General features: G+C 51.8%; 17 protein-coding genes. 13 read left to right on the top strand and 4 right to left on the bottom strand.

Annotated elements, in window-relative coordinates:
* The first annotated feature begins 92 nt into the window (after nucleotides 1–92).
* The 6 genes from FYJ64_RS05645 (at nucleotide 93) to FYJ64_RS05620 (ending at nucleotide 5,574) form a co-directional block, all read left to right on the top strand.
* Complete coding sequence (locus FYJ64_RS05645) at nucleotides 93–1,166, top strand: ABC transporter ATP-binding protein (RefSeq protein ID WP_154574229.1); 1,074 nt, start codon at nucleotides 93–95, stop codon at nucleotides 1,164–1,166.
* Nucleotides 1,159–1,971: an ABC transporter permease gene (locus FYJ64_RS05640; protein ID WP_154574228.1), complete on the top strand. Its 813-nt coding sequence runs from the start codon at nucleotides 1,159–1,161 to the stop codon at nucleotides 1,969–1,971. The genes FYJ64_RS05645 and FYJ64_RS05640 overlap by 8 nt, the downstream gene beginning before the upstream one ends.
* Entirely contained in the window at nucleotides 1,968–2,771 is an 804-nt protein-coding gene (locus tag FYJ64_RS05635) for an ABC transporter permease (protein ID WP_154574227.1), read from the top strand. Before FYJ64_RS05640 ends, FYJ64_RS05635 begins: the two co-directional genes overlap by 4 nt.
* Nucleotides 2,752–3,837: an ABC transporter substrate-binding protein gene (locus FYJ64_RS05630; protein ID WP_206045554.1), complete on the top strand. Its 1,086-nt coding sequence runs from the start codon at nucleotides 2,752–2,754 to the stop codon at nucleotides 3,835–3,837. The genes FYJ64_RS05635 and FYJ64_RS05630 overlap by 20 nt, the downstream gene beginning before the upstream one ends.
* Nucleotides 3,838–4,088: 251 nt before the next feature.
* Nucleotides 4,089–4,940: a DUF5685 family protein gene (locus FYJ64_RS05625; RefSeq protein ID WP_154574225.1), complete on the top strand. Its 852-nt coding sequence runs from the start codon at nucleotides 4,089–4,091 to the stop codon at nucleotides 4,938–4,940.
* On the top strand, nucleotides 4,930–5,574 hold the full coding sequence (locus FYJ64_RS05620; protein WP_154574224.1) for a DnaJ domain-containing protein: 645 nt from the start codon (nucleotides 4,930–4,932) through the stop codon (nucleotides 5,572–5,574). The genes FYJ64_RS05625 and FYJ64_RS05620 overlap by 11 nt, the downstream gene beginning before the upstream one ends.
* 107 nt (nucleotides 5,575–5,681) lie before the next feature.
* On the opposite strand, the gene FYJ64_RS05615 is transcribed toward FYJ64_RS05620, so the two are convergent.
* Nucleotides 5,682–6,707, bottom strand: coding sequence for a 1-aminocyclopropane-1-carboxylate deaminase/D-cysteine desulfhydrase (locus tag FYJ64_RS05615; RefSeq protein WP_154574223.1), 1,026 nt, complete (start codon nucleotides 6,705–6,707; stop codon nucleotides 5,682–5,684).
* A gap of 109 nt (nucleotides 6,708–6,816) precedes the next feature.
* Complete coding sequence (locus FYJ64_RS05610; protein ID WP_328596991.1) at nucleotides 6,817–8,022, bottom strand: MFS transporter; 1,206 nt, start codon at nucleotides 8,020–8,022, stop codon at nucleotides 6,817–6,819.
* Nucleotides 8,023–8,253: 231 nt separating this feature from the next.
* Here FYJ64_RS05610 and FYJ64_RS05605 point away from each other — a divergent pair, with 231 nt between their 5' ends.
* From FYJ64_RS05605 to fumC, 7 genes are all read left to right on the top strand, one after another.
* Nucleotides 8,254–10,311: a sigma-54 interaction domain-containing protein gene (locus tag FYJ64_RS05605; protein WP_154574221.1), complete on the top strand. Its 2,058-nt coding sequence runs from the start codon at nucleotides 8,254–8,256 to the stop codon at nucleotides 10,309–10,311.
* 208 nt (nucleotides 10,312–10,519) lie between these two features.
* Entirely contained in the window at nucleotides 10,520–12,070 is a 1,551-nt protein-coding gene (locus FYJ64_RS05600) for an alanine/glycine:cation symporter family protein (protein ID WP_154574220.1), read from the top strand.
* A gap of 2 nt (nucleotides 12,071–12,072) precedes the next feature.
* Nucleotides 12,073–12,936 (top strand): polysaccharide deacetylase family protein, encoded by an 864-nt coding sequence (locus tag FYJ64_RS05595; RefSeq protein WP_154574219.1) that lies wholly within the window; start codon nucleotides 12,073–12,075, stop codon nucleotides 12,934–12,936.
* Nucleotides 12,933–13,772, top strand: coding sequence for a polysaccharide deacetylase family protein (locus tag FYJ64_RS05590; RefSeq protein ID WP_235897121.1), 840 nt, complete (start codon nucleotides 12,933–12,935; stop codon nucleotides 13,770–13,772). The genes FYJ64_RS05595 and FYJ64_RS05590 overlap by 4 nt, the downstream gene beginning before the upstream one ends.
* Before the next feature lie 54 nt (nucleotides 13,773–13,826).
* Nucleotides 13,827–15,209, top strand: a complete 1,383-nt coding sequence (gene argH / locus FYJ64_RS05585) for an argininosuccinate lyase (RefSeq protein WP_154574218.1) — start codon at nucleotides 13,827–13,829, stop codon at nucleotides 15,207–15,209.
* A 69-nt stretch (nucleotides 15,210–15,278) separates the two neighbouring features.
* Nucleotides 15,279–16,442: an NAD(P)-dependent malic enzyme gene (locus tag FYJ64_RS05580; RefSeq protein WP_154574217.1), complete on the top strand. Its 1,164-nt coding sequence runs from the start codon at nucleotides 15,279–15,281 to the stop codon at nucleotides 16,440–16,442.
* 74 nt (nucleotides 16,443–16,516) lie between these two features.
* The gene (gene fumC, locus FYJ64_RS05575; RefSeq protein WP_154574216.1) at nucleotides 16,517–17,884 is read left to right on the top strand and encodes a class II fumarate hydratase; all 1,368 of its coding nucleotides are present in this window, start codon (nucleotides 16,517–16,519) and stop codon (nucleotides 17,882–17,884) included.
* Nucleotides 17,885–17,938: 54 nt separating this feature from the next.
* Here the strand turns inward: fumC and FYJ64_RS05570 are convergent, their stop codons facing one another.
* Nucleotides 17,939–18,745, bottom strand: a complete 807-nt coding sequence (locus tag FYJ64_RS05570; protein ID WP_206045552.1) for a DUF6036 family nucleotidyltransferase — start codon at nucleotides 18,743–18,745, stop codon at nucleotides 17,939–17,941.
* Complete coding sequence (locus FYJ64_RS05565) at nucleotides 18,723–19,310, bottom strand: helix-turn-helix domain-containing protein (protein ID WP_235897120.1); 588 nt, start codon at nucleotides 19,308–19,310, stop codon at nucleotides 18,723–18,725. The genes FYJ64_RS05570 and FYJ64_RS05565 overlap by 23 nt, the downstream gene beginning before the upstream one ends.
* Between the last annotated feature and the right edge of the window lie 63 nt (nucleotides 19,311–19,373).

Raw genomic sequence — 19,373 nt, 5'->3', positions numbered from 1 at the left:
CGCGCCGGATCTGATGCGGAGGCTCTTTTTTTCATGTTATTGCTTTTGTCTCGTCAAGCGGTTATAATCAAATAGAAAATGGAGACAGACGAATGAGAGATACCTTGATTGAATTGAGAAATATTACCAAGACCTTTGAAAATAACGTGGTCCTGGACAATCTGAACCTGCAGGTGGGAGAGAATGAGTTCATCACTCTTCTGGGTCCCTCCGGCTGCGGGAAAACCACAACGCTGCGTATCGTAGGCGGCTTTGAGACGCCGGATAAAGGGCAGGTTTTCTTCGAGGGGGAGGATATTACAGACATGCCCCCCAACCTTCGGCAGATCAACACAGTTTTTCAGAAATATGCTTTGTTTCCGCACATGAATGTGGGAGAGAATATAGCCTTCGGCCTAAGAATCAGCGGTAAGAGTGATGCCTACATCCGTGACAAGGTACGGTACGGACTGCGCCTTGTGAATCTGGCGGGCTTTGAAAACCGGAGAGTCGAATCGCTGTCCGGCGGTCAGCAGCAGCGGGTCGCAATGGCGAGGGCGATAGTAAACGAGCCGAAGGTTCTGCTTCTGGATGAGCCGCTCGGGGCGTTGGATCTGAAGCTGCGTCAGGATATGGAATACGAACTGATCCGACTGAAAAATGAACTGGGGATCACGTTTATCTATGTGACTCACGACCAGGAGGAGGCGCTGACCATGAGCGACAAGGTGGTGGTCATGAACGGCGGTTTCATTCAGCAGATGGGGACGCCGGAAGATATCTACAACGAGCCTCAGAACGCTTTTGTGGCGGATTTTATCGGCGACAGCAACATTCTGGACGGAATCATGCTGCGGGACCGTCTGGTGTGCGTCTGCGACACGCTGTTCCCCTGCATTGATGAGGGTTTCGGAAACGATGCGCCCGTGGATGTGGTGATCCGCCCGGAGGATCTGATTGTGAGACGGCCTGGTGAAGGCAAACTGGACGGAGAGGTAATTCACAACGTGTTTATCGGTGTGCATTACGAGATGGAAATCCTGGCCGGAGGCTTTGAGTGGCTTGTACAAAGCACGACCAGCCACGCTGTGGGAGACAGGGTCAGCCTCGACGTCGCGCCGGAGAACATTCAGATTATGCATAAACCGAAGACCAGAGAACAGGAGGCGATACGCCGCGATGTCTAAAAAATACTGTGCTGTGCCGTTTCTGGTGTGGCTGGCTGCGGGAACCGTCATCCCTTTTGCGATGATTCTCTACTACGGACTGACGGACCGCACCGGAGCGTTTACATTGAATAATATCCTGGCGATTTTTCAGCCGATTCACGGACAGGCGCTGGGTCTGTCCCTGCTGCTTGCATTGATCAGCACCGTAATCTGTCTGCTTCTGGCTTTCCCCCTGGCGATGATCCTGAAGGACAGCAATCTGGGACGCCGGGGATTCATCATATTCATCTTCATCCTTCCGATGTGGATGAATTTTCTGCTGCGGACGATGGCGTGGCAGGTGATTCTGGAAAAGGGCGGAATTTTCAATACGGTGCTGGCGCACCTCCATCTGCCGGCTCTGACCATTATCAATACGCCTGCGGCGGTGGTGCTGGGCATGGTCTATGACTTCCTTCCATTCATGGTTCTGCCGATTTATAACGCGATGATGAAGATTGACGACAGCATTGTTGAAGCGGCTTACGATCTGGGAGCGGGAAAGTCCACGGTTCTGCGGCGTATTCTTCTGCCTATGAGCATTCCCGGGATTGCCAGCGGCATCACAATGGTCTTTGTACCGTCCCTTACTACCTTTGTTATCTCTAACATCCTGGGCGGCGGTAAAATCTATCTCATCGGTAATATCATCGAGCAGGAGTTCACCACCAGCGCAAACTGGAATCTGGGTTCCGGACTGTCTCTGGTCATGATGCTGTTTATCATCGTCAGCATGGCGGCGCTGAACGCTCTGGACAAAAACGGGGAGGGAAACTTCATATGAAAAAAATATTCACATCAGTTTACCTCATTCTGATCCTGCTGTTTCTGTATCTGCCGATTCTGACGCTGATGGTGTTCTCCTTCAACGAGAGTAAATCCATGTTCAGGTGGACCGGCGTATCGCTGAAATGGTACCGGGAGATGTTCCGGGACAGTCAGATGCTGTCGGCGATTTTCAATACCTTTTCTATCGCGCTGGTGTCTGCGGCGGTGGCCACGGTCATCGGCACACTTGCCAGCATCGGGATTCTGGCGATGAGGAAAAAGACGCAGAACTTCATCATGGGGCTAAACAACATTCCGCTTCTGAATGCGGATATCGTGACGGGAATCTCTCTGATGCTCACCTTCATCGCTTTCGGCTTCTATCTGAACTGGGGGACAGTGCTTCTGGCGCATATTACGTTTTCGATACCGTATGTGATTTTGTCGGTAATGCCCAAACTGAAGCAGGTGGGACCCGCCAGTTATGAAGCGGCGCAGGATCTGGGCGCATCGCCGGCCTATGCGTTCTGGCGGGTGGTGATTCCGGAGATCCGTTCCGGCATAGTCACAGGCTTTTTACTTTCATTCACCATGTCGGTTGATGATTTTGTCGTCACCCACTTCACCAGGGGCGCCGGCATCAACACGATTTCAACCCTGATTTACAGTCAGGTAAAGGTGGGTATCCGGCCGACACTGTTCGCGCTGTCCACCGTGATTTTCGTTATCGTTCTGATCGTGCTGACGATCGCCAATGTAGCGTCCGACCGCGGCGCAGAGGAGGATGACTTTTTCTATGAGGTTGCTCAGGGCTGACAAAATACGCAGAGTGCTTTCCGCATTGCTGGCGGTGGTAATGATCATTGTCTGTGCTTGCGCGATGACGGGATGCGGACATCGGGATGAAAAGGAGGTCCGCGTCTTCTGCTACGGCGATTACATCGATCCCGCTGTTGTAAAAAGTTTTCAGAAGGAAACCGGAATTAAAGTGGTTCTGGACACCTATGATACTGTGGAGGAGATGTACCCTGTCATCAAAAACCGCGCGGGTGTCTACGATGTGATCTGTCCTTCCGACTACATGGTGGAGAGGATGATTAACGAGGGCCTGCTGGCGGAGATCCACACGGAATCCATGCCTCACTATAAGAATATCGGAAGGCGGTATCTGAAAATCGCAGACGAGTCCTATGATCCCGGGAACCGGTATTCCGTACCCTATCAGTACGGCGTCGCGGGAATCATGTACAACAAAAAAAAGCTGGGAAAGGATTCGGTCACTTCCTGGAATGATTTGTGGAGAAAGAAATACAAGGGTAAGATTCTGATGCAGGACAGTCTCCGGGACACGATGGGAATCAGCCTGAAATCTCTGGGGTTTTCGCTGAACTCCGTGAAGGAAAAGCAGCTTGCAGCGGCCGCCCGGCACCTGATTGCGCAGAAACCGCTGGTATATAAGTATGCCAACGATTCCGCCCGGGATCTTTTGATCGGTAATTCCGCCGATCTGGGCGTGGTATGGAACGGAGAAGTGCTCTACAGCCAGAAACTGAACAGTGACCTTGCCTTTGTGGTACCCCGGGAAGGAACAGAGATATTCATCGACAGCTGGTGCATCCCCCGGAACGCCTTTCACAAAGACAACGCCCGTAAATTCATCGACTATATGTGCCGCGCCGACGTGGCGTACCGTAATTTCGAGTATCTGACCTACAGTACGCCGAATGATGCCGCACGTCGGATGATGCCCGCAAAGCTGCGGAACAGCGAGATTCTGTTCCCCTCTGACAAAATGCTGGAGAAGTCTGAATCCCTGCGGGATGTGGGACCCGACGGGGACGAACTGTACAGCAGGTATTGGAAAATTTTCAAATCGAAGTAGCGTCTTTGCTCGGATTTTTCCCTAAGTTCCGCCGCATTTCCGCCAGGGTTCCGCCGCATTTTCCCCGGAGTTTACCCCGAAGCTCCTTCGGGTTTTCCCCAGAGTTTACCTCGGATTTTTCACTTTCTCACCGTAAATACTTGAAAATGTCACAAATTTATTATAAGATTTTTCTATTGTGATAAGTGATTTGCGCACGCTCCGGCCTGTGCGGAACGGACAGGCGCATACTCAGTAAGGAGAGATTATTCATGCTTGGATATATAGAACCGGATAAACACGATCTGAAGCTTCGTGATCTGGAAACATATAACGGTTATTACTGCGGTCTGTGTAAGGAGGTCAGTGAGTCTTACGGGCAGGTGAGTCGGCTGTGGCTCAGCAACGACATGACCTTCCTCGCCATGTTCCTCGGCGCGCTGACGGCGGGAGAGGATCATATCAAATATGAGCACTGCATCGTGCATCCGTTCCGGAAAAAGCCAGTGGAGGTGCAGGAGCAGTCGGTGAAATACGCGGCGGACATGATGATTATTCTGCGGGCGGAGCAGTATATTGATGATGTGCGCGACGGTGAGCGCTCCAAATACCGGGGGAAGATCGTCCGCATCGCGTCGAAGTACGAGAGAGCGGCGAATATGCATCCGGAGGAGGCGAAAATCATCAATGAGAGCCTGCAGGAACTTTATTCCTATGAGGTAGAAGGGAAATCCAACGTCCGGAAGATGTCCACCTGCTTCGGGCGTGTCATGAAAGCGGTATTCACCGGCTTTGTGATGCCGGAGGAGCAGATTCGCAGTGTCGGGGAGTTTGCGGAGAACCTCGGCTGCTGGCTGTATCTCATCGACATCATCGATGACTTTGAGGAGGATCGGGACGAGCACCGCTTCAATCCGCTCTTGGATCTGGGAATTACGGACCGCAGAAGGGCCCGTGACATGATCGAGCCGGCGCTGTATTTTTACCTGGACGGATTGGTCAAGGCCTACGATCTCATTGAGTTCCATAAGAATAAAACGATACTGGACAATATAGTCTACTGCGGCCTTCGCCGCCGCACCGAGAAGGTCCTCGCGGGAGAAGGTGCCGACGATGATAAATGATCCGTATGAGGTACTGGGCGTCCGGCGGAACGCTTCGGAGAAGGAAATCAAACAGGCGTATCGCGAGCTGGTAAAGAAATATCACCCGGACAAATATCAGGGCAATCCGCTGGCGGATCTCGCTGAGGAGAAGCTGCAGCAGGTGAATGAGGCGTATGATATGCTCACAAAGGATGGGTCGGCGGCCTCCGGAAGTTCCTATGGCGGCGCATACGGCAATGCTTCCGGCGGTGCGGCGTACAGCGGCGGAGCACAGTACGGAGGTGCTTACGGAAGCGCCTATGGGGGTGGAAATCCGGAATATGCACAGATCCGTGCGGCGCTGGCGCGAAGAGACAATGCGGCGGCGTATGAGATGCTGATTCATGCGGAGAACCGGGATGCAGAATGGTTCTTCCTCAGCGGAGTTCTCTCCTACAATCAGGGGCAGGTTCGGGACGGAATCGCCAACGTGCAGCAGGCGATAAACATGGATCCGGAAAATCCGGAGTACCGGGACGCGTTGCAGCAGATGAGCACTCTGGGCGGAGTGTACCGCCAGCGCTCCGATGCTTACGGCTATAATGAAAACGGGAGCATGGACGCCGGCGCGCTGGCCTGCTGTTCCGCACTCCCATTCTGTCTGTGCTGCTGAGGATGCTCCGGAGCACGTGTATCTCAGAACGTGCACATCAGAATAATCCGCAACCCGGCGCCCGGAGGAATCTGCTTTTGGAGCACACACTTCGGCTGCGGTGTGTTTCAGATGATATGCATATAGTTCATCAGCTCCACCTCCATCTCGGAGCGATGGTGCTTTGTATAGATGCCCGGGATACCGCCGGTATGGATCATGATATAGGAATCTTCTTTCGGAAGTTCGCCGCGCTCGGCGAGCTTTTTTACTGCGTTGAATGTCTTGCCGGTGTAGCAGGGATCGAGGATGATTCCCTCCTTGCGTCCCATGTAGTAGATGGCCTTGCGAACGTCCTCCACAGGATTGTTATAGGCGCCATAGTCAAAATCAGTGTTGATATGAAAATCCTCTGCTTTCAGAACTGCTTCCAGACCGTAAGTCTTTTTCACCCGTTCATAATAATCCAGCGCGTGACCGGCGATGTCCCGGTACGGCATGATTCCGATGCCTGTAAGCTTCATATCCAGATGCTCGTTTGCGATGGCCGTCGCAAGACCCATATAGGTGCCCATGCTCCCGACGGTGACGATTATATGGGGATTTGTGATTCCCTGCTCCCGGATCTGAGCATCAAGTTCCAGAGCACAGTCGTAATAACCCAGCGCTCCCAGTTCGTCAGAACCTCCCATAGGGATGAAGTAGACCCTTTCCCCCTTCTCCTCCCATTCCTTTGTGACCCGTGCCACAGCGTCCTGAAGAAGCTGGCTGTCCGGCGTTCTGCCGTCCTCGCGGACCAGATATACCTGGCATCCCATGATCCCGTCCAGCAGAAGGTTGGCGGAAATCTCTCCCGGATACGGATCCACCGCCACGATGGCAGAACGGAATCCGTAGCGGGCGGCGACCGCCGCAGTCAGTCTGCCGTGATTGGTCTGCGCTCCGCCTACAGTCAGGAGCATCGTCGCACCGCGGTCCTGCGCATCCTTTACAAAATATTCCAGCTTCCGAAGCTTGTTGCCGCCCGTTCCGTAGTTGGTCAGATCGTCCCGTTTCATGTAGAACCGGATTCCCAGCTCCCGCGATACGGTTTCCAGCTGCTCCAGAGGAGTCGGCGTGTTCAGAAAACACACCTTTTCGCGTCCTAATGTCATGTTCATGTACCTCCTGAAAAAATTATATCAGTATGAATTTTTCTGTCAAGCATCATCCGGCCGGACGAAAATGTCGGGGGCGGCATCCATCAGCACCACTCGAAAACGGTCAGAGACTGCGGTTCTTACGGTAGAGACAGTATGTGAGCAGAGAGCAGGTCAGACAGACGACAGAGACGATGACCCAGGCAGAGCGATAACTGCCGTATGTGATAACATAGCCGAAAATAACCGGACCGATGCATTTCCCGATTCCGCGGGTGAATTCATACAGGCTCATGCATCTTCCTTTGTGGGTATCGGGCGAAACCTCCGCAATGAATACTCCCGAATAGGTCGTCAGCAGTATTTCTCCGGCGGTCCATAAGAACGGTGCGACAATAAAAATCAGCCGGCCGACGTTTATGCTGTATAAAAAGTATCCGACGGCAAACAGCGTGCCTGCAAAGATCAGATTAAACAAAGCGGAGTTCTTCTTTGTGGCAGCAACGATCCACGGAGTCAGCAGAAGAACCGCGATTCCGTTCAGCGTCCATACACCGGAAGAAAGTTTGGAGCCGAGGTTCAGGCCATAAGCTTCATTCAGTTGAAGTGGAAATACATAATCCATTTCAATATAGCACGCCGTGAGTGCGACGAGTATCAGCAGGAAAGCCAGCAGAACCGGTCTGTGCAGGGTGACGGAAAGCAGACTCTCCGAAGAAACCTCGCAGTGCTCCTGCATTCTGTGACGGTTCGGAATATAACTGTCTTCTATTCTGGTGATGACGAGGACGAATGCGGCCAGGAAGAAAAACGCCTGACAGTAGAAAACCCAGGGCATATGATTGTAGAACAGCAGTCCGGCCAGGATCGGACCAAGCGCACATCCGATGTTTCCCGCGAGGTACAGCAGAGAAAAGCATTCACTGCGATTGTTTTCGGTGGACTGATCGATGATCATTGCCGAAACGACCGGCATTAATGCACTCGTTGCAGAATAGGAGATGAATACAAAGAGAACTACGATGCGATGCATACAGAACCAGCCGCCGATGAGCATCGAGATCACAATAATCATAGTCAGAACAGAGTAGACGATGCGGCGTCCGAATTCATCGCAGAGTTTCCCTCCAATAAGCGAGCCCGCCATATTGCCTATCGACGTAAATACCAGGAAGTATCCGGCCTGTATCTCGGTGAATCCGAGCCGCTGTGTCAGAAGCAGCGACATGAACGGGAACACAAACATAACTCCCATTTCGGTGATCATGCGGGAAATGGAAAGGTAATATATTTGAGACGGCAATCCTTTGTATTGATAAAAAATATTCATGATTTGACTATACAGCAGTGCAGTTTTAATTGTCAAGTCTTCCACATCGGCTTTACTTTTCCGTATCGGGTTTGATGTTGTTCTGTTAGGGTCGCTTCTTTGCAAGGGGATGCAGCGTCTGACATCCGCCATCCGGGCTCCGGATGATCGCATTCGCTGAGTGTTGCCGTTGACGCATTCCGGCATTCAATTTATAATAGAGCACAAACTGCAGAAGATTGGAGAACTGATATGAAGACGGTAGCAGTCGTGGCAACTGAAAAGAAATACGCGCGTTTTCTGAGGGAAAATACGGAAAAATACCTTGGCCGGTATGCGGAATTTACGGATTACTCGATCAGGGAGGTTGAGCAGAAAAAAGGTATTTCGGAGGATTTCGTTCTGATTTCGGCATTTAATATTTTTCAGCAGGTGAGATCTCTGGTTACTGAACATACTGAGATCATTGTACTATCTTTGTCGCTGAACAAAAAACAGATGGAGAAACTGAAGTCGATTCCGAAGGGTACGCGGGCGCTCCTCGTTAATTATGACGACCGATCCTGTCTTCACACGATCACGAGTATGTATGATGCCGGATTTCGGGATGTTGAACTGTATTCCTACTGCGGTTATGAGGATTATGATCATTCTATTGAACTGGCGATTACACCGAACGAGGAGCAGCTTGTCCCTCCGGGAATCAAGCATGTAATCAATCTTGGTGAAAGCTCCGTAGATGTACGGAGTCTCTACGAAATTGCGGACAAGCTGGGTGTTTACGATGAGTTTTCCACTCGAGAGGCAATTGAGGCGCGGAAAGAATATTTTTATATCAGTGCCAGCGTAGATCGTCTTCTAGGAGAGAAGGAAACGATGCTCAGCCGGATGCGGGCGCTGGTTAAACTGATGAAAGAAGGAATCGTGGTTACTGACATCCTCGGTAAGATTTATCTGACAAATGAAAAGGCAAATCAGTTGATGTCATTTCGGACAAAGGTGCTGGAGGGCTTCAATATCGAGGATGTTCTGCCGGAGGCCGGGCCCGGTACGGAAGGGGAACATATCATTCAGGCGGACCGTGCTACACTGGTCACGTCTTCTGTGCCAGTGAAGTCGGGTGATGAAGTAACCGGCTATATCATTACAATTTCGGATTTTGAGGAACGTGAACGGGCGCAGCATGTGATTCGTTCTCAGCTCGCGGGCGGGCACCATAAGGCGCGATATCATTTTTCTGATATTATCGGCGAAAGCAGGCGGATGAGACAGGTCGTGGAACAGGCGGAACGGATGGTGAATTCAGGATCATCTGTTCTGATTACCGGCGAGAGCGGGACAGGGAAAGAGCTTTTTGCACAAAGCATTCACAATGCATCGTACCGACGCTTTCGCAGTTTTGTGGCGGTCAACTGCGCGGCGATTCCGGACAGCCTTCTGGAAAGTGAGATGTTCGGATATGAAGAGGGATCGTTTACCGGAGCGAGAAAGGGCGGAAAGGCCGGATATTTTGAAATCGCTCATGGAGGCACAATCTTCCTGGATGAAATCGGTGAAATGCCTCTTCAGCTGCAGGCTAAGCTGCTTCGCGTGATAGAGGAGCGCCGCGTGATTCGTGTCGGTTCGGATAAGGAAATCGATATCGACGTCAGGATCATATCGGCGACTAACAGAGATCTGCATGAGATGGTCGAAGAAGGAACATTTCGTGAAGATCTGTATTATCGCCTGAATGTACTTCCGCTGAATCTTCCGCCGCTTCGGGAACATCCGGAAGACATTCCTGAACTGGTGGAGCATTATGTACGGAAATTCGGAGGGAGTTTTACGTTTTCGGATGATGCAATGAACCGCCTGATGGGTTACGGCTGGAAGGGGAATTACCGGGAACTCCGCAATGTTATAGAATATCTGTCTAATCAGAGAAAGGATATCATAAGACGTGAGGATCTTAATATGCTGAGAATGGAGAGCCCCAAAAAGGCTCTCTCCTGGAAGAATGTGGAGAATACAGCTCTGGATACCGGAATTTTTGAGAAATTTACGATAAACGAAGGGGCAGATTTGGTTTTGTACAGGGAAATTCTCCGTGTCCTTCTCGATTTCTGTGATCAGGGAATCCGTCCCGGGAGAATGCCTCTCGGCGTGGAACTTAATACGCAGGGTATTCCTGTCACACAAGGTGAACTGCGGCATTATCTCAGGATTCTCGCGCAATACGGGTTCGTTAAGACAGGCCGGGGACGGGCCGGAAGCATGATTACACCTGATGGGGAGAAAGTCCTTAGGGAGTTGACAAAGATTTTGTAGGTTTTATAGGTTAATAATTAACCCACAAAACCTACAAAATGATGCGATTTCAAAAAGCATATTAAAAAGGTGTTGGGATTCCAACGCCTTTTCATTTGGCATACGAATTGCTTCTATGATGTGGAAGAAAGCAGGATTTATTGATTTAAATCTCAGGAAGCAGATTTGTATTACTCAGATCCGCATGAAGTGCAGGAGGAGAAGTTTTATGGGAATCTTGGAAGCAATCAATTCTTTTTTCGCGAATATTGTCCCGATCGGCGATATTCTCTGGGTGTTTCCTCAGAATTTTGAGTGGTATGCGAATATCCCGGTTCTGGGATCGTTTCCGTTCGCGATTATTTTGCTGGTCGGTATGGGAATATATTTCACATGCCGTACAAAGGGCGTCCAGTTTCGCTTTTTCAGGCGCGGCTGGCAGGTCCTATTCAGAAAAAAGGCGAGTGATAACGGAGTATCACCGTTTGCAGCGTTTATGCTCAGCATGGGTATGCGCGTCGGTCCCGGAAACATCATTGGGGTAACGGGCGCGATTTCTCTTGGCGGACCGGGAGCGCTGCTGTGGATGTGGGTTTCGGCTTTGTTCGGAATGGCCAGTTCGTTTGTCGAATCTACACTGGCGCAGATCTTTAAGGAGCGCGACGGCGATGAATACGTTGGAGGTCTGCCGTACTACGGACAGAAGCTTTGCGGTAACAAAAAGGCAGTCGGCATCGCGCTTACGGTATTTTATATTATCTTCGCCATGCTGAGTATTCCGATTCAGACATTCCATGTATTTACAGCAACGGGTGGAGCAATCGGAGCCGTTACTGGAACGGTGGCGGAGAGAACCTCGACACTGTATTATGTTCTGGCCGTTGTCATTATTGTAGGAACAGCCTTTGCCGTGTTCGGTGGAATCCGTCGGGTCACAAAGGTAACTGACAAGATGGTGCCGGTGATGGCAGTGATCTACATTGCGATCGTCCTCTTTCTGATGGTGATCAACATTCGGTTTTTCCCTGCATTTATTGAAAGTGTCTTTGTCGGCGCCTTCAAGCCCGAATCCGTATTCGGAGGAGCCTTTGGCGTAGCGCTGTCGCAGGGAATCCGGAGAGGACTGCTTTCCAACGAAGCGGGCCAGGGAACAATTACAATGTCGGCGGCGGTATCGGAACAGGATCATCCCTGTGATCAGGGTTTTGTACAGGCAATCGGTGTGTTCGTTGACACGATCGTCATCTGTACAATCAGTGCTTTTGTTGTATGCACAGCGCATATCTGGGACGACCCGAAGGTTGACTGGTCAACTCTGTCACAATCGAAAATTGACGTATTTATGGATTCAATCAAGGCTCTGGCCCCCGGAACCGGTGCGGATGCGATAATCGTTCTGATAATCTGTATATGCTACGCATTGTTCGCATTCACTTCTTTGCTGGGACTCGTTTCCTTTGCATCAATTGCAGGAACCAGGATTTCCAAGGGAAAAGCGTGCAAAAATACGATCCGGATTCTCGGTGCGCTTGTATTTGTTCCGTTCGGGACACTCTGCGTACTCGCCGGACTGGAACTTGACAATATCTGGTATGTGTCGGATCTGATCAATATTGCGCTGGTGTTCTGCAATGCACCGATTATTCTGTTCGGAGGAAAGTATGTGCTTCGCGCTCTGAGGGATTATGTCGAAAACGACGGCCGCAGATTCGTGGCATCGGACATTGGACTGGAATTGGATACCGATATATGGACAGAAGAACGAAGAAAGAGGGTATAAGCATGGACAACAGCATAAAATGGCCGGACGGAAAACGGTGTGCGGTCATGTTCACGTTCGATGTGGACGGGGACACGACCTGGGAAAACGGCAACAAAGGCCTGCCCAACGGCGACAGGTACCTGCGGTCGCTGAGTGTGGGCCGGTACGGACCGAACCGGTGTGTGGATCGCATTATGGCGAAGCTGGAGGAATACGGCGTGCGCGCGACATTCTTTGTGCCGGGACTCACCGCAGAAAGATATCCCGATCTGATCCGGCGGATCGACGCGCAGGGACATGAGATCGGACACCACGGATACGCCCATGAGCGCTTCGCGGGACGGAGCACGGAGGAGCAGATTGAGATCATCGAGAAATCACAGAACATCTTCAGGAAACTGATCGGTAAAGAAATCACCGGTTTCCGGACACCCTCCGGCGACTGGGCGGTTGAAACGCCGAAGCTTCTGTATGAGAGAGGCTTCCGCTATTCCAGCTCAATGCGCGGTGACGACCGGCCGTATCGGACCGTTATCGACGGAGAGCCGACCGACTTCATTGAAATTCCCACCAAATGGGAGCTGGATGACTATGTGGCAATGGCCTATAACATGTATCCGGCAGAACCCTGCGGACAGGACAGGATCTCCTGCTACCGGAACGTAGAGGACAATTTCCTCAGAGAATTCGAGGGGCATTACCGTTACGGACTTGCAATTTCCTTCATGGGGCATCCACAGGTTCTGGGATCACCGGGACGCATCCGGATTCTGGATCATCTGCTCCGTAACATTACGGCAAGAGACGACGTCTGGGTAGCGACCGGAAGCGAAATCGCTGCCTGGTACCGCCGGCAGTATCCGATTGGGAAGGAGGCAGAATGATGGAACTGGAAAGACCGGTATGGCCGCAGGGAAATCGCTGTGCTGCGGCAGTCACGTTGAATCTGAATGCGGAGCTGTTCTGGCTGGATCTGGATCCGGACTGTGCGGACAAGCCTAAGACGCTGTCCCTCGGCCAGTATGGAATGAATCGGGGCATCGACAGAATCCTGGACATTCTGGAGGAACGGAAGCTGCGCGCGACAGCCTTTGTGCCCGGATGGGTGGCGGAGCATTATGCGGACACCCTGCGGAGCATTGCAGAGCGGGGGCATGAGATCGGCGTCATGGGCAGCCGCGATGAGAATATGGCTTTGTACACAAAGGAAGAGCAGAAGCATTCCCTGAAAAAGAGCATAGAAACTGTCGAAAGGGTCTGCGGGACAACGCCGCGGGGGTTCCGTACTCCTCAGGGAGAACTGACGCTGGAAACCCTGCAGGCGGCAAAAGAGCTCGGTCTCGCGTATTCCAGCAACCTCAGCTGCGACGACCGCCCCTGTGAGATTGATCTCGGCAACGGAGAAACCATGACAGAGATTCCCATTCACTGGGTCAACTATGATCTGCCGTATTTCGCCTTCAACTATCATCCGGCGTTCCCTGCGGGTCAGGGACGCATCGCGAATTACACGGGGGTTCTGGACAACTGGATCGATGAATTCGACGGGGCGGCTGAGTACGGACTTTGCTATGTGCTTCAGCTGGATCCTGCCATGATCGGCGCGCCGGGGAGAACGGGCCTTCTGGAGGAGCTGCTGGATCATATGCAGTCAGAGAAGGACGTCTGGTTCGCGACATGCGGTGAAATTGCGGAGTACAGCAAAAAACAGGATGAATGATATTCCCTTTTGTTGTATAATATAAACGAATTTAATTGCAGGAGGTAAACATATATGGCTCTTTGGGGAGGCAGATTTGAAAAGGACATGGATCAGATCGTGAAGGAGTTCAACGCTTCCATCGGGTTTGACCAGAGAATGTATAATGAAGATATCGACGGGAGCATTGCGCATGTGACCATGCTGGCGGCGCAGGGAATCGTTACGGAGGAAGAGAGCAGACAGATTATAGATGGTCTGGAGAGGATCCGGGAAAAGATTCGCAGCGGTGAAATCGTATTCACAGTGGAGGATGAGGATATCCATATGGGGATTGAAAGCCGTTTGATCGAGGAGATCGGCGAAGTGGGCAAGAAACTGCATACCGCCCGCAGCCGCAACGATCAGTGCCAGGTGGACGGCCGGCTGTACCTGAAGGAGGAGATTCGCGCTATTGTGGCAGAACTCATTGAGCTGGAGGAGGTGATCCTGCGCAAGGCAGATCAGTATGCGGAGGAGATTACTGTCGGCTTTACTCATATCCAGCACGCTCAGCCCATCACCATCGGATTCGTGTTCATGGCGTATTTCCAGATGTTCCGCCGGGATATCGAGCGTCTGACGGACACCTATGAGAGGATGGATCTTTGTCCGCTGGGAGCATGCGCTCTCGCCGGCACCACCTTCCCCACAGACCGTGCCAGAACCGCAGAGCTTCTGGGATTCCGTGCACCGACGGAGAATGCGATGGATTCCGTCAGCGACCGGGATTATGCGATTGAGTTCCTCAGCGATGCATCAATTTCCATGATGCATATTTCCCGTTGGGCAGAGGAATTCGCATGGTGGAATACCTCGGAATTCTCCTATATCGCCATCGATGATAGCTTCTGCACCGGATCCAGCATCATGCCGCAGAAAAAGAATCCGGACATGGCAGAACTGCTCCGGGGCAAGAGCGGAAGAGTCTACGGCGATCTGATGCAGATGCTCACCGTGCTCAAGGGAACGCCTCTCGCCTACAACAAAGATTTCCAGGAGGACAAGGAAGGGCTGTTTGACGCTGTGGACACCTGGAAGGCGTGCATACAGATCTTTACGAAGATGCTGGACAAAACCGAGTTCCGCATGGATCAGATTGAAAAACAGCTGTCAAAAGGCTTCCTGAACGCGACTGATGTCGCGGAGCATCTTGCGATGGAAGGAATTCCGTTCCGTGAGGCACACAATATCGTGGGACGCATGGTCAAGGCGTGCGAAGAGCGCGGCTGTCAGCTGGAAGAACTGGATGAGGAATCTCTGCGGTCCATCGACTCGCGGCTGAGCCGGAAGGCATTGGGCGACATCAGCATTCCGGCGTGTGTCAGCGCCAGAAAATCCTTCGGCGGGACAGCTCCCGATGAGGTTCGCCGCCAGATTCGTGTCGGAAGAAGCTGGCTTGAATCATTGAAGAACTGAAAATAATGGAAACAGAGGGCTGTCGCGAAGACCGCAGCCCTTTTCTTTTTGAACGAAAGGGAATATACTATGGACTATAATGAAATTGCGTTGAAGAAACATGCGGAATGGAGAGGAAAGCTTTCCGTCGAGAGCAAAGCTCCGATAACCAACCGGGATGAGTTGTCGGTCGCTTATACGCCGGGAGTCGCCGCGCCCTGCCTGGAGATAAGTAAGGACGAATCGCTGGCCTATACCTACACGGGAAAGGGCAATACCGTGGCTGTGATTACAGACGGCAGCGCGGTCCTCGGGCTCGGAGACATCGGACCGTCGGCCGGAATGCCGGTCATGGAGGGAAAGTGCGCGCTGTTCAAGACCTTCGCGAATATCGACGCGGTGCCGATCTGCGTGAACAGTAAGGATCCGGATGTGATTGTGAATACGGTGTTCCACATTTCCAAAAGCTTCGGCGGTATCAACCTGGAGGATATCGGTGCTCCGCGCTGTTTTGAGATTGAGCGCAGGCTCATTGAGAAATGTGATATTCCGGTATTCCATGATGACCAGCACGGAACCGCCATCATCACCGCAGCTGCAATTCTGAACGCGCTGAAGGTCACGGGAAAGAAACCGGGAGGACTGCGGATCGCTTTCAGCGGTGCCGGGGCGGCGGGAATTTCCATCGCAAAGATGTTTCTGCGGTTCGGCTTCGGCGATATCATTCTCTGTGGCAGTAAGGGAACGATCTATGAGGGAGCGCCGTACAACAATCCGGAGCAGGAGGCCATGGCGAGGGTGACCAACAAAGACAACCTGGAGGGTTCTCTCGCGGACGCGATGAAAGGTGCGGATATCTTTATTGGCGTTTCCAGACCCGGCGTCGTGACGCAGGATATGATCCGCTCTATGGCGAAGGATCCCATCGTGTTCCCGATGGCCAATCCGGTCCCGGAAATTATGCCTGAACTGGCCAGAGAAGCCGGTGCGGCGGTTGTGGGAACCGGACGCTCAGATTTCGCGAACCAGGTCAATAATGTCATCGCTTTTCCGGGAATCTTCCGCGGCGCGCTTGACTGCCGGGCGACAAAGATTACCGAGGAGATGAAGGAGGCCGCGGCGAGGGCGATCGCGGCCGTAATTCCTGAGGAGGAACTCAGGGCGGATTATGTGCTCCCGGACGGATTCAACCCCCTTGTGGTGGAGCGTGTGGCAGCAGCGGTAAAAGAGGCCTGGAAAAAATACGGAGCATGATACGAAAACCGGGCGACAGGCCGGAGCACGAAGATGAAAGCCGGAGCACGGAACACAAATGAGGAGGGAGACGAATGGAACGGTACAGAATCGAGCACGATACGATGGGCGAGGTAAAAGTCCCCGCGGACAAATACTGGGGCGCGCAGACGGAGCGAAGCTTTGAGAATTTCAAAATCGGGACGCACCGGATGCCGCCAGAGGTGATCCGCGCATTCGCGGTGCTGAAAAAGGCGGCGGCGCAGGCCAACGAAAAGCTCGGAATGCTTGACGCGGAGCGTGCGGAGTTAATCGGCCGTGTCTGCGATGAGATTACAGAGGGGAAGCTGGAGGGGAATTTTCCGCTGGTGATTTTTCAGACAGGAAGCGGAACGCAGTCGAACATGAATGTAAACGAAGTCATCGCCAATCGCGGAAACGAAATCGCCGGGAAAAAGCTCCTTCATCCTAACGACCATGTCAACAAGTCTCAGAGCTCTAACGACACCTTCCCGACCGCGATGCATATCGCGGCGCTCTGCGCCACAGAGGACCGTCTGCTTCCCGCAGTGGAGTGTCTGACGCAGACCTTCCGGCGGCTGGAAACGGAGTACATGGACATCGTCAAGACGGGGCGGACGCATCTGCAGGACGCCACTCCGCTGACGCTGGGTCAGGAGATCAGCGGGTGGAGGTCTATGCTGGAGCACGACGCCGCCATGCTTCGGGACTCTCTGCACTATCTGCGGGAGCTTGCGCTGGGCGGCACGGCAGTCGGAACGGGTCTGAACGCACACAAAGAATTTGGAAGAGAGTCGGCTGCCGCCGTCAGCCGGATCACGGGCAGGGATTTTGTTACCGCAGAAAACAAATTTCACTCCCTGACAAGTAAGGACGGACTGGTCTTTGTTCACGGAGCCGTGAAAGCGCTGGCCGCGGATCTCATGAAAATCGCCAACGACGTCCGGTGGCTGGCATCAGGCCCGCGATGCGGAATCGGCGAACTCACGATTCCGGAGAACGAGCCCGGCAGCTCCATCATGCCCGGAAAGGTCAACCCCACGCAGTGTGAAGCGATGACCATGGTCTGTGTTCAGGTCATGGGTCACGACACGACCATCGGGCTGGCGGCGTCGCAGGGGAACTTTCAGCTGAATGTGTTCATGCCGGTGATGATTTACGATTTTCTGGAGTCAGTGAACCTGCTGGCGGACGCCTGCGATTCCTTCCGCAGAAACTGCGCGGAGGGGATTCGTCCGAACAGGGAGCGAATAGATGAAAATCTGCGGAAATCGCTGATGCTGGTCACCGCGCTGAACCCGCACATCGGATACGAAAACGCTGCGAAGATCGCCAAGCTGGCGCATAAGGAAGGAACGACGCTGAAGGAAGCGGCCCTCAAGCTGGGGCTGGTGTCTGAGGAGGATTTCGACGCCTGGGTGGACCCGTCGAAGATGGTGTGATGAAGAAGGCGGCTGGATGTGAGTTACAGTAAAATAAAGTTTCTCCAGATACGTTCAGCCGCCTGATTTCTTTTCGTCAGTTATTTTCGTATCGACAGATTTCTTTTGTCTGAGCCTAGCAAGAATTGAAGCTCTGTCAGCCTTTTCTTGAAGATTTTCAGCGATGCCGTTCACATTGGCTCTGGTGATTATACCCGGATAGTTTTCTTCAAGCTGAATCAGCAATTCTTTAGTTTCCTGCTCCTCTCGTGTGATCTGCTCATACAGTTGTTCAAATCCGGAGTTCTCCATGACATTTTCTATGAATACCTGAGATACGTTCGGAAGAGAATTCCAATCACCGTACAGGTCAGTTACAGCTTTTCGTATCTGTTTCATGCTGAGCGGTGTTCCTTCTTTTTCATGCTCTGCCAGGATGCCCAGTACATCGGATAAATCGCTTTTATATTGTCTCCCGGAACGCAATTTCATTGCAATCAGATACTCCGATGCTATGGTGCGGATGGAGAGAACATTGGAGAAGGTTTTGTAGTAGACGGAAAACTCGATTAACTTTGGCGTGTATGAACTCGTATTCTTGAAATCATCATTCAGCCAATGGTTGGGAAGCCCATATCGATCTCTGACCGCATTGATTGCATCCTTCATGCCGGAAGCTGCCTGAATCACAGCGTCGACATCTGTCGTCATGTTCCGGAAACCGTAATTGATCAGAACTGAGGCTCCACCGATCAATATCAGTTCGGCAGGCATACCCTTACCACGCTGCCTGCGATATTCCTTTCCAAGCTCTTTCAGATAAATGTCAATATTCTCTTTGGTAAATTCAAATCGCAGATCAGATGATATCTCGAACCTCATTTTCTACAATATTAAATCGAATAAACTCTGGAATTGCTGTTTTCACCGCTTCTTCCAAAGCGCTGCTGTTCCCGGCTGCTGCGGACAGAGCCAGGAGGCTGGACGGATAAATTGGTTTTTCCAGACGGCATTGACGGAGGTCATCATATTCGCTGTCCGGCGGTATGTCATTTTCCCGGCTTATATAATCCAGCATACCAAGAAGATAAAGGCTCTCAGGATACCACTGCAGGTTATAATAAGTGCGGATATCCCCGCTTTCCAGTGTGTTGATAATAAAATCAATATCTCCCAGTTCCCTGACACGATGGCAGACAGCGCTTTTGAAGTTTTCAAAACTGCCGCGTTTAAAGAAGGAGGGCGCCAGAAGTTCTTCCATGGAAACCCCTAGCGTACGAGCGAGCTTATAAACTGTTTCGGCGCTACATTTTTTCAGCTGTGCTTTGTTATTGTAAATATCATGTACAGTTGTATAAGGGAGTCCGCTTATTTTGGACAGCCGGTATATGGACATATTTTTTTTCTTTAACGCTTCACGTAGGGACATTTTTTCACCTGCTTTCATCTATATTATAACGGTCAACCGATATATAATCAAGAACATTAAAATGATTGACTTTTTCTGTGA

It is taken from the genome of Hornefia butyriciproducens (genome assembly GCF_009695915.1).
Taxonomy (GTDB): Bacteria; Bacillota; Clostridia; order Peptostreptococcales; family Anaerovoracaceae; genus Aminicella; species Aminicella butyriciproducens.
Note: the sequence above shows the minus strand (reverse complement) of the source record. Positions and strands in the feature narration are given on the sequence as shown.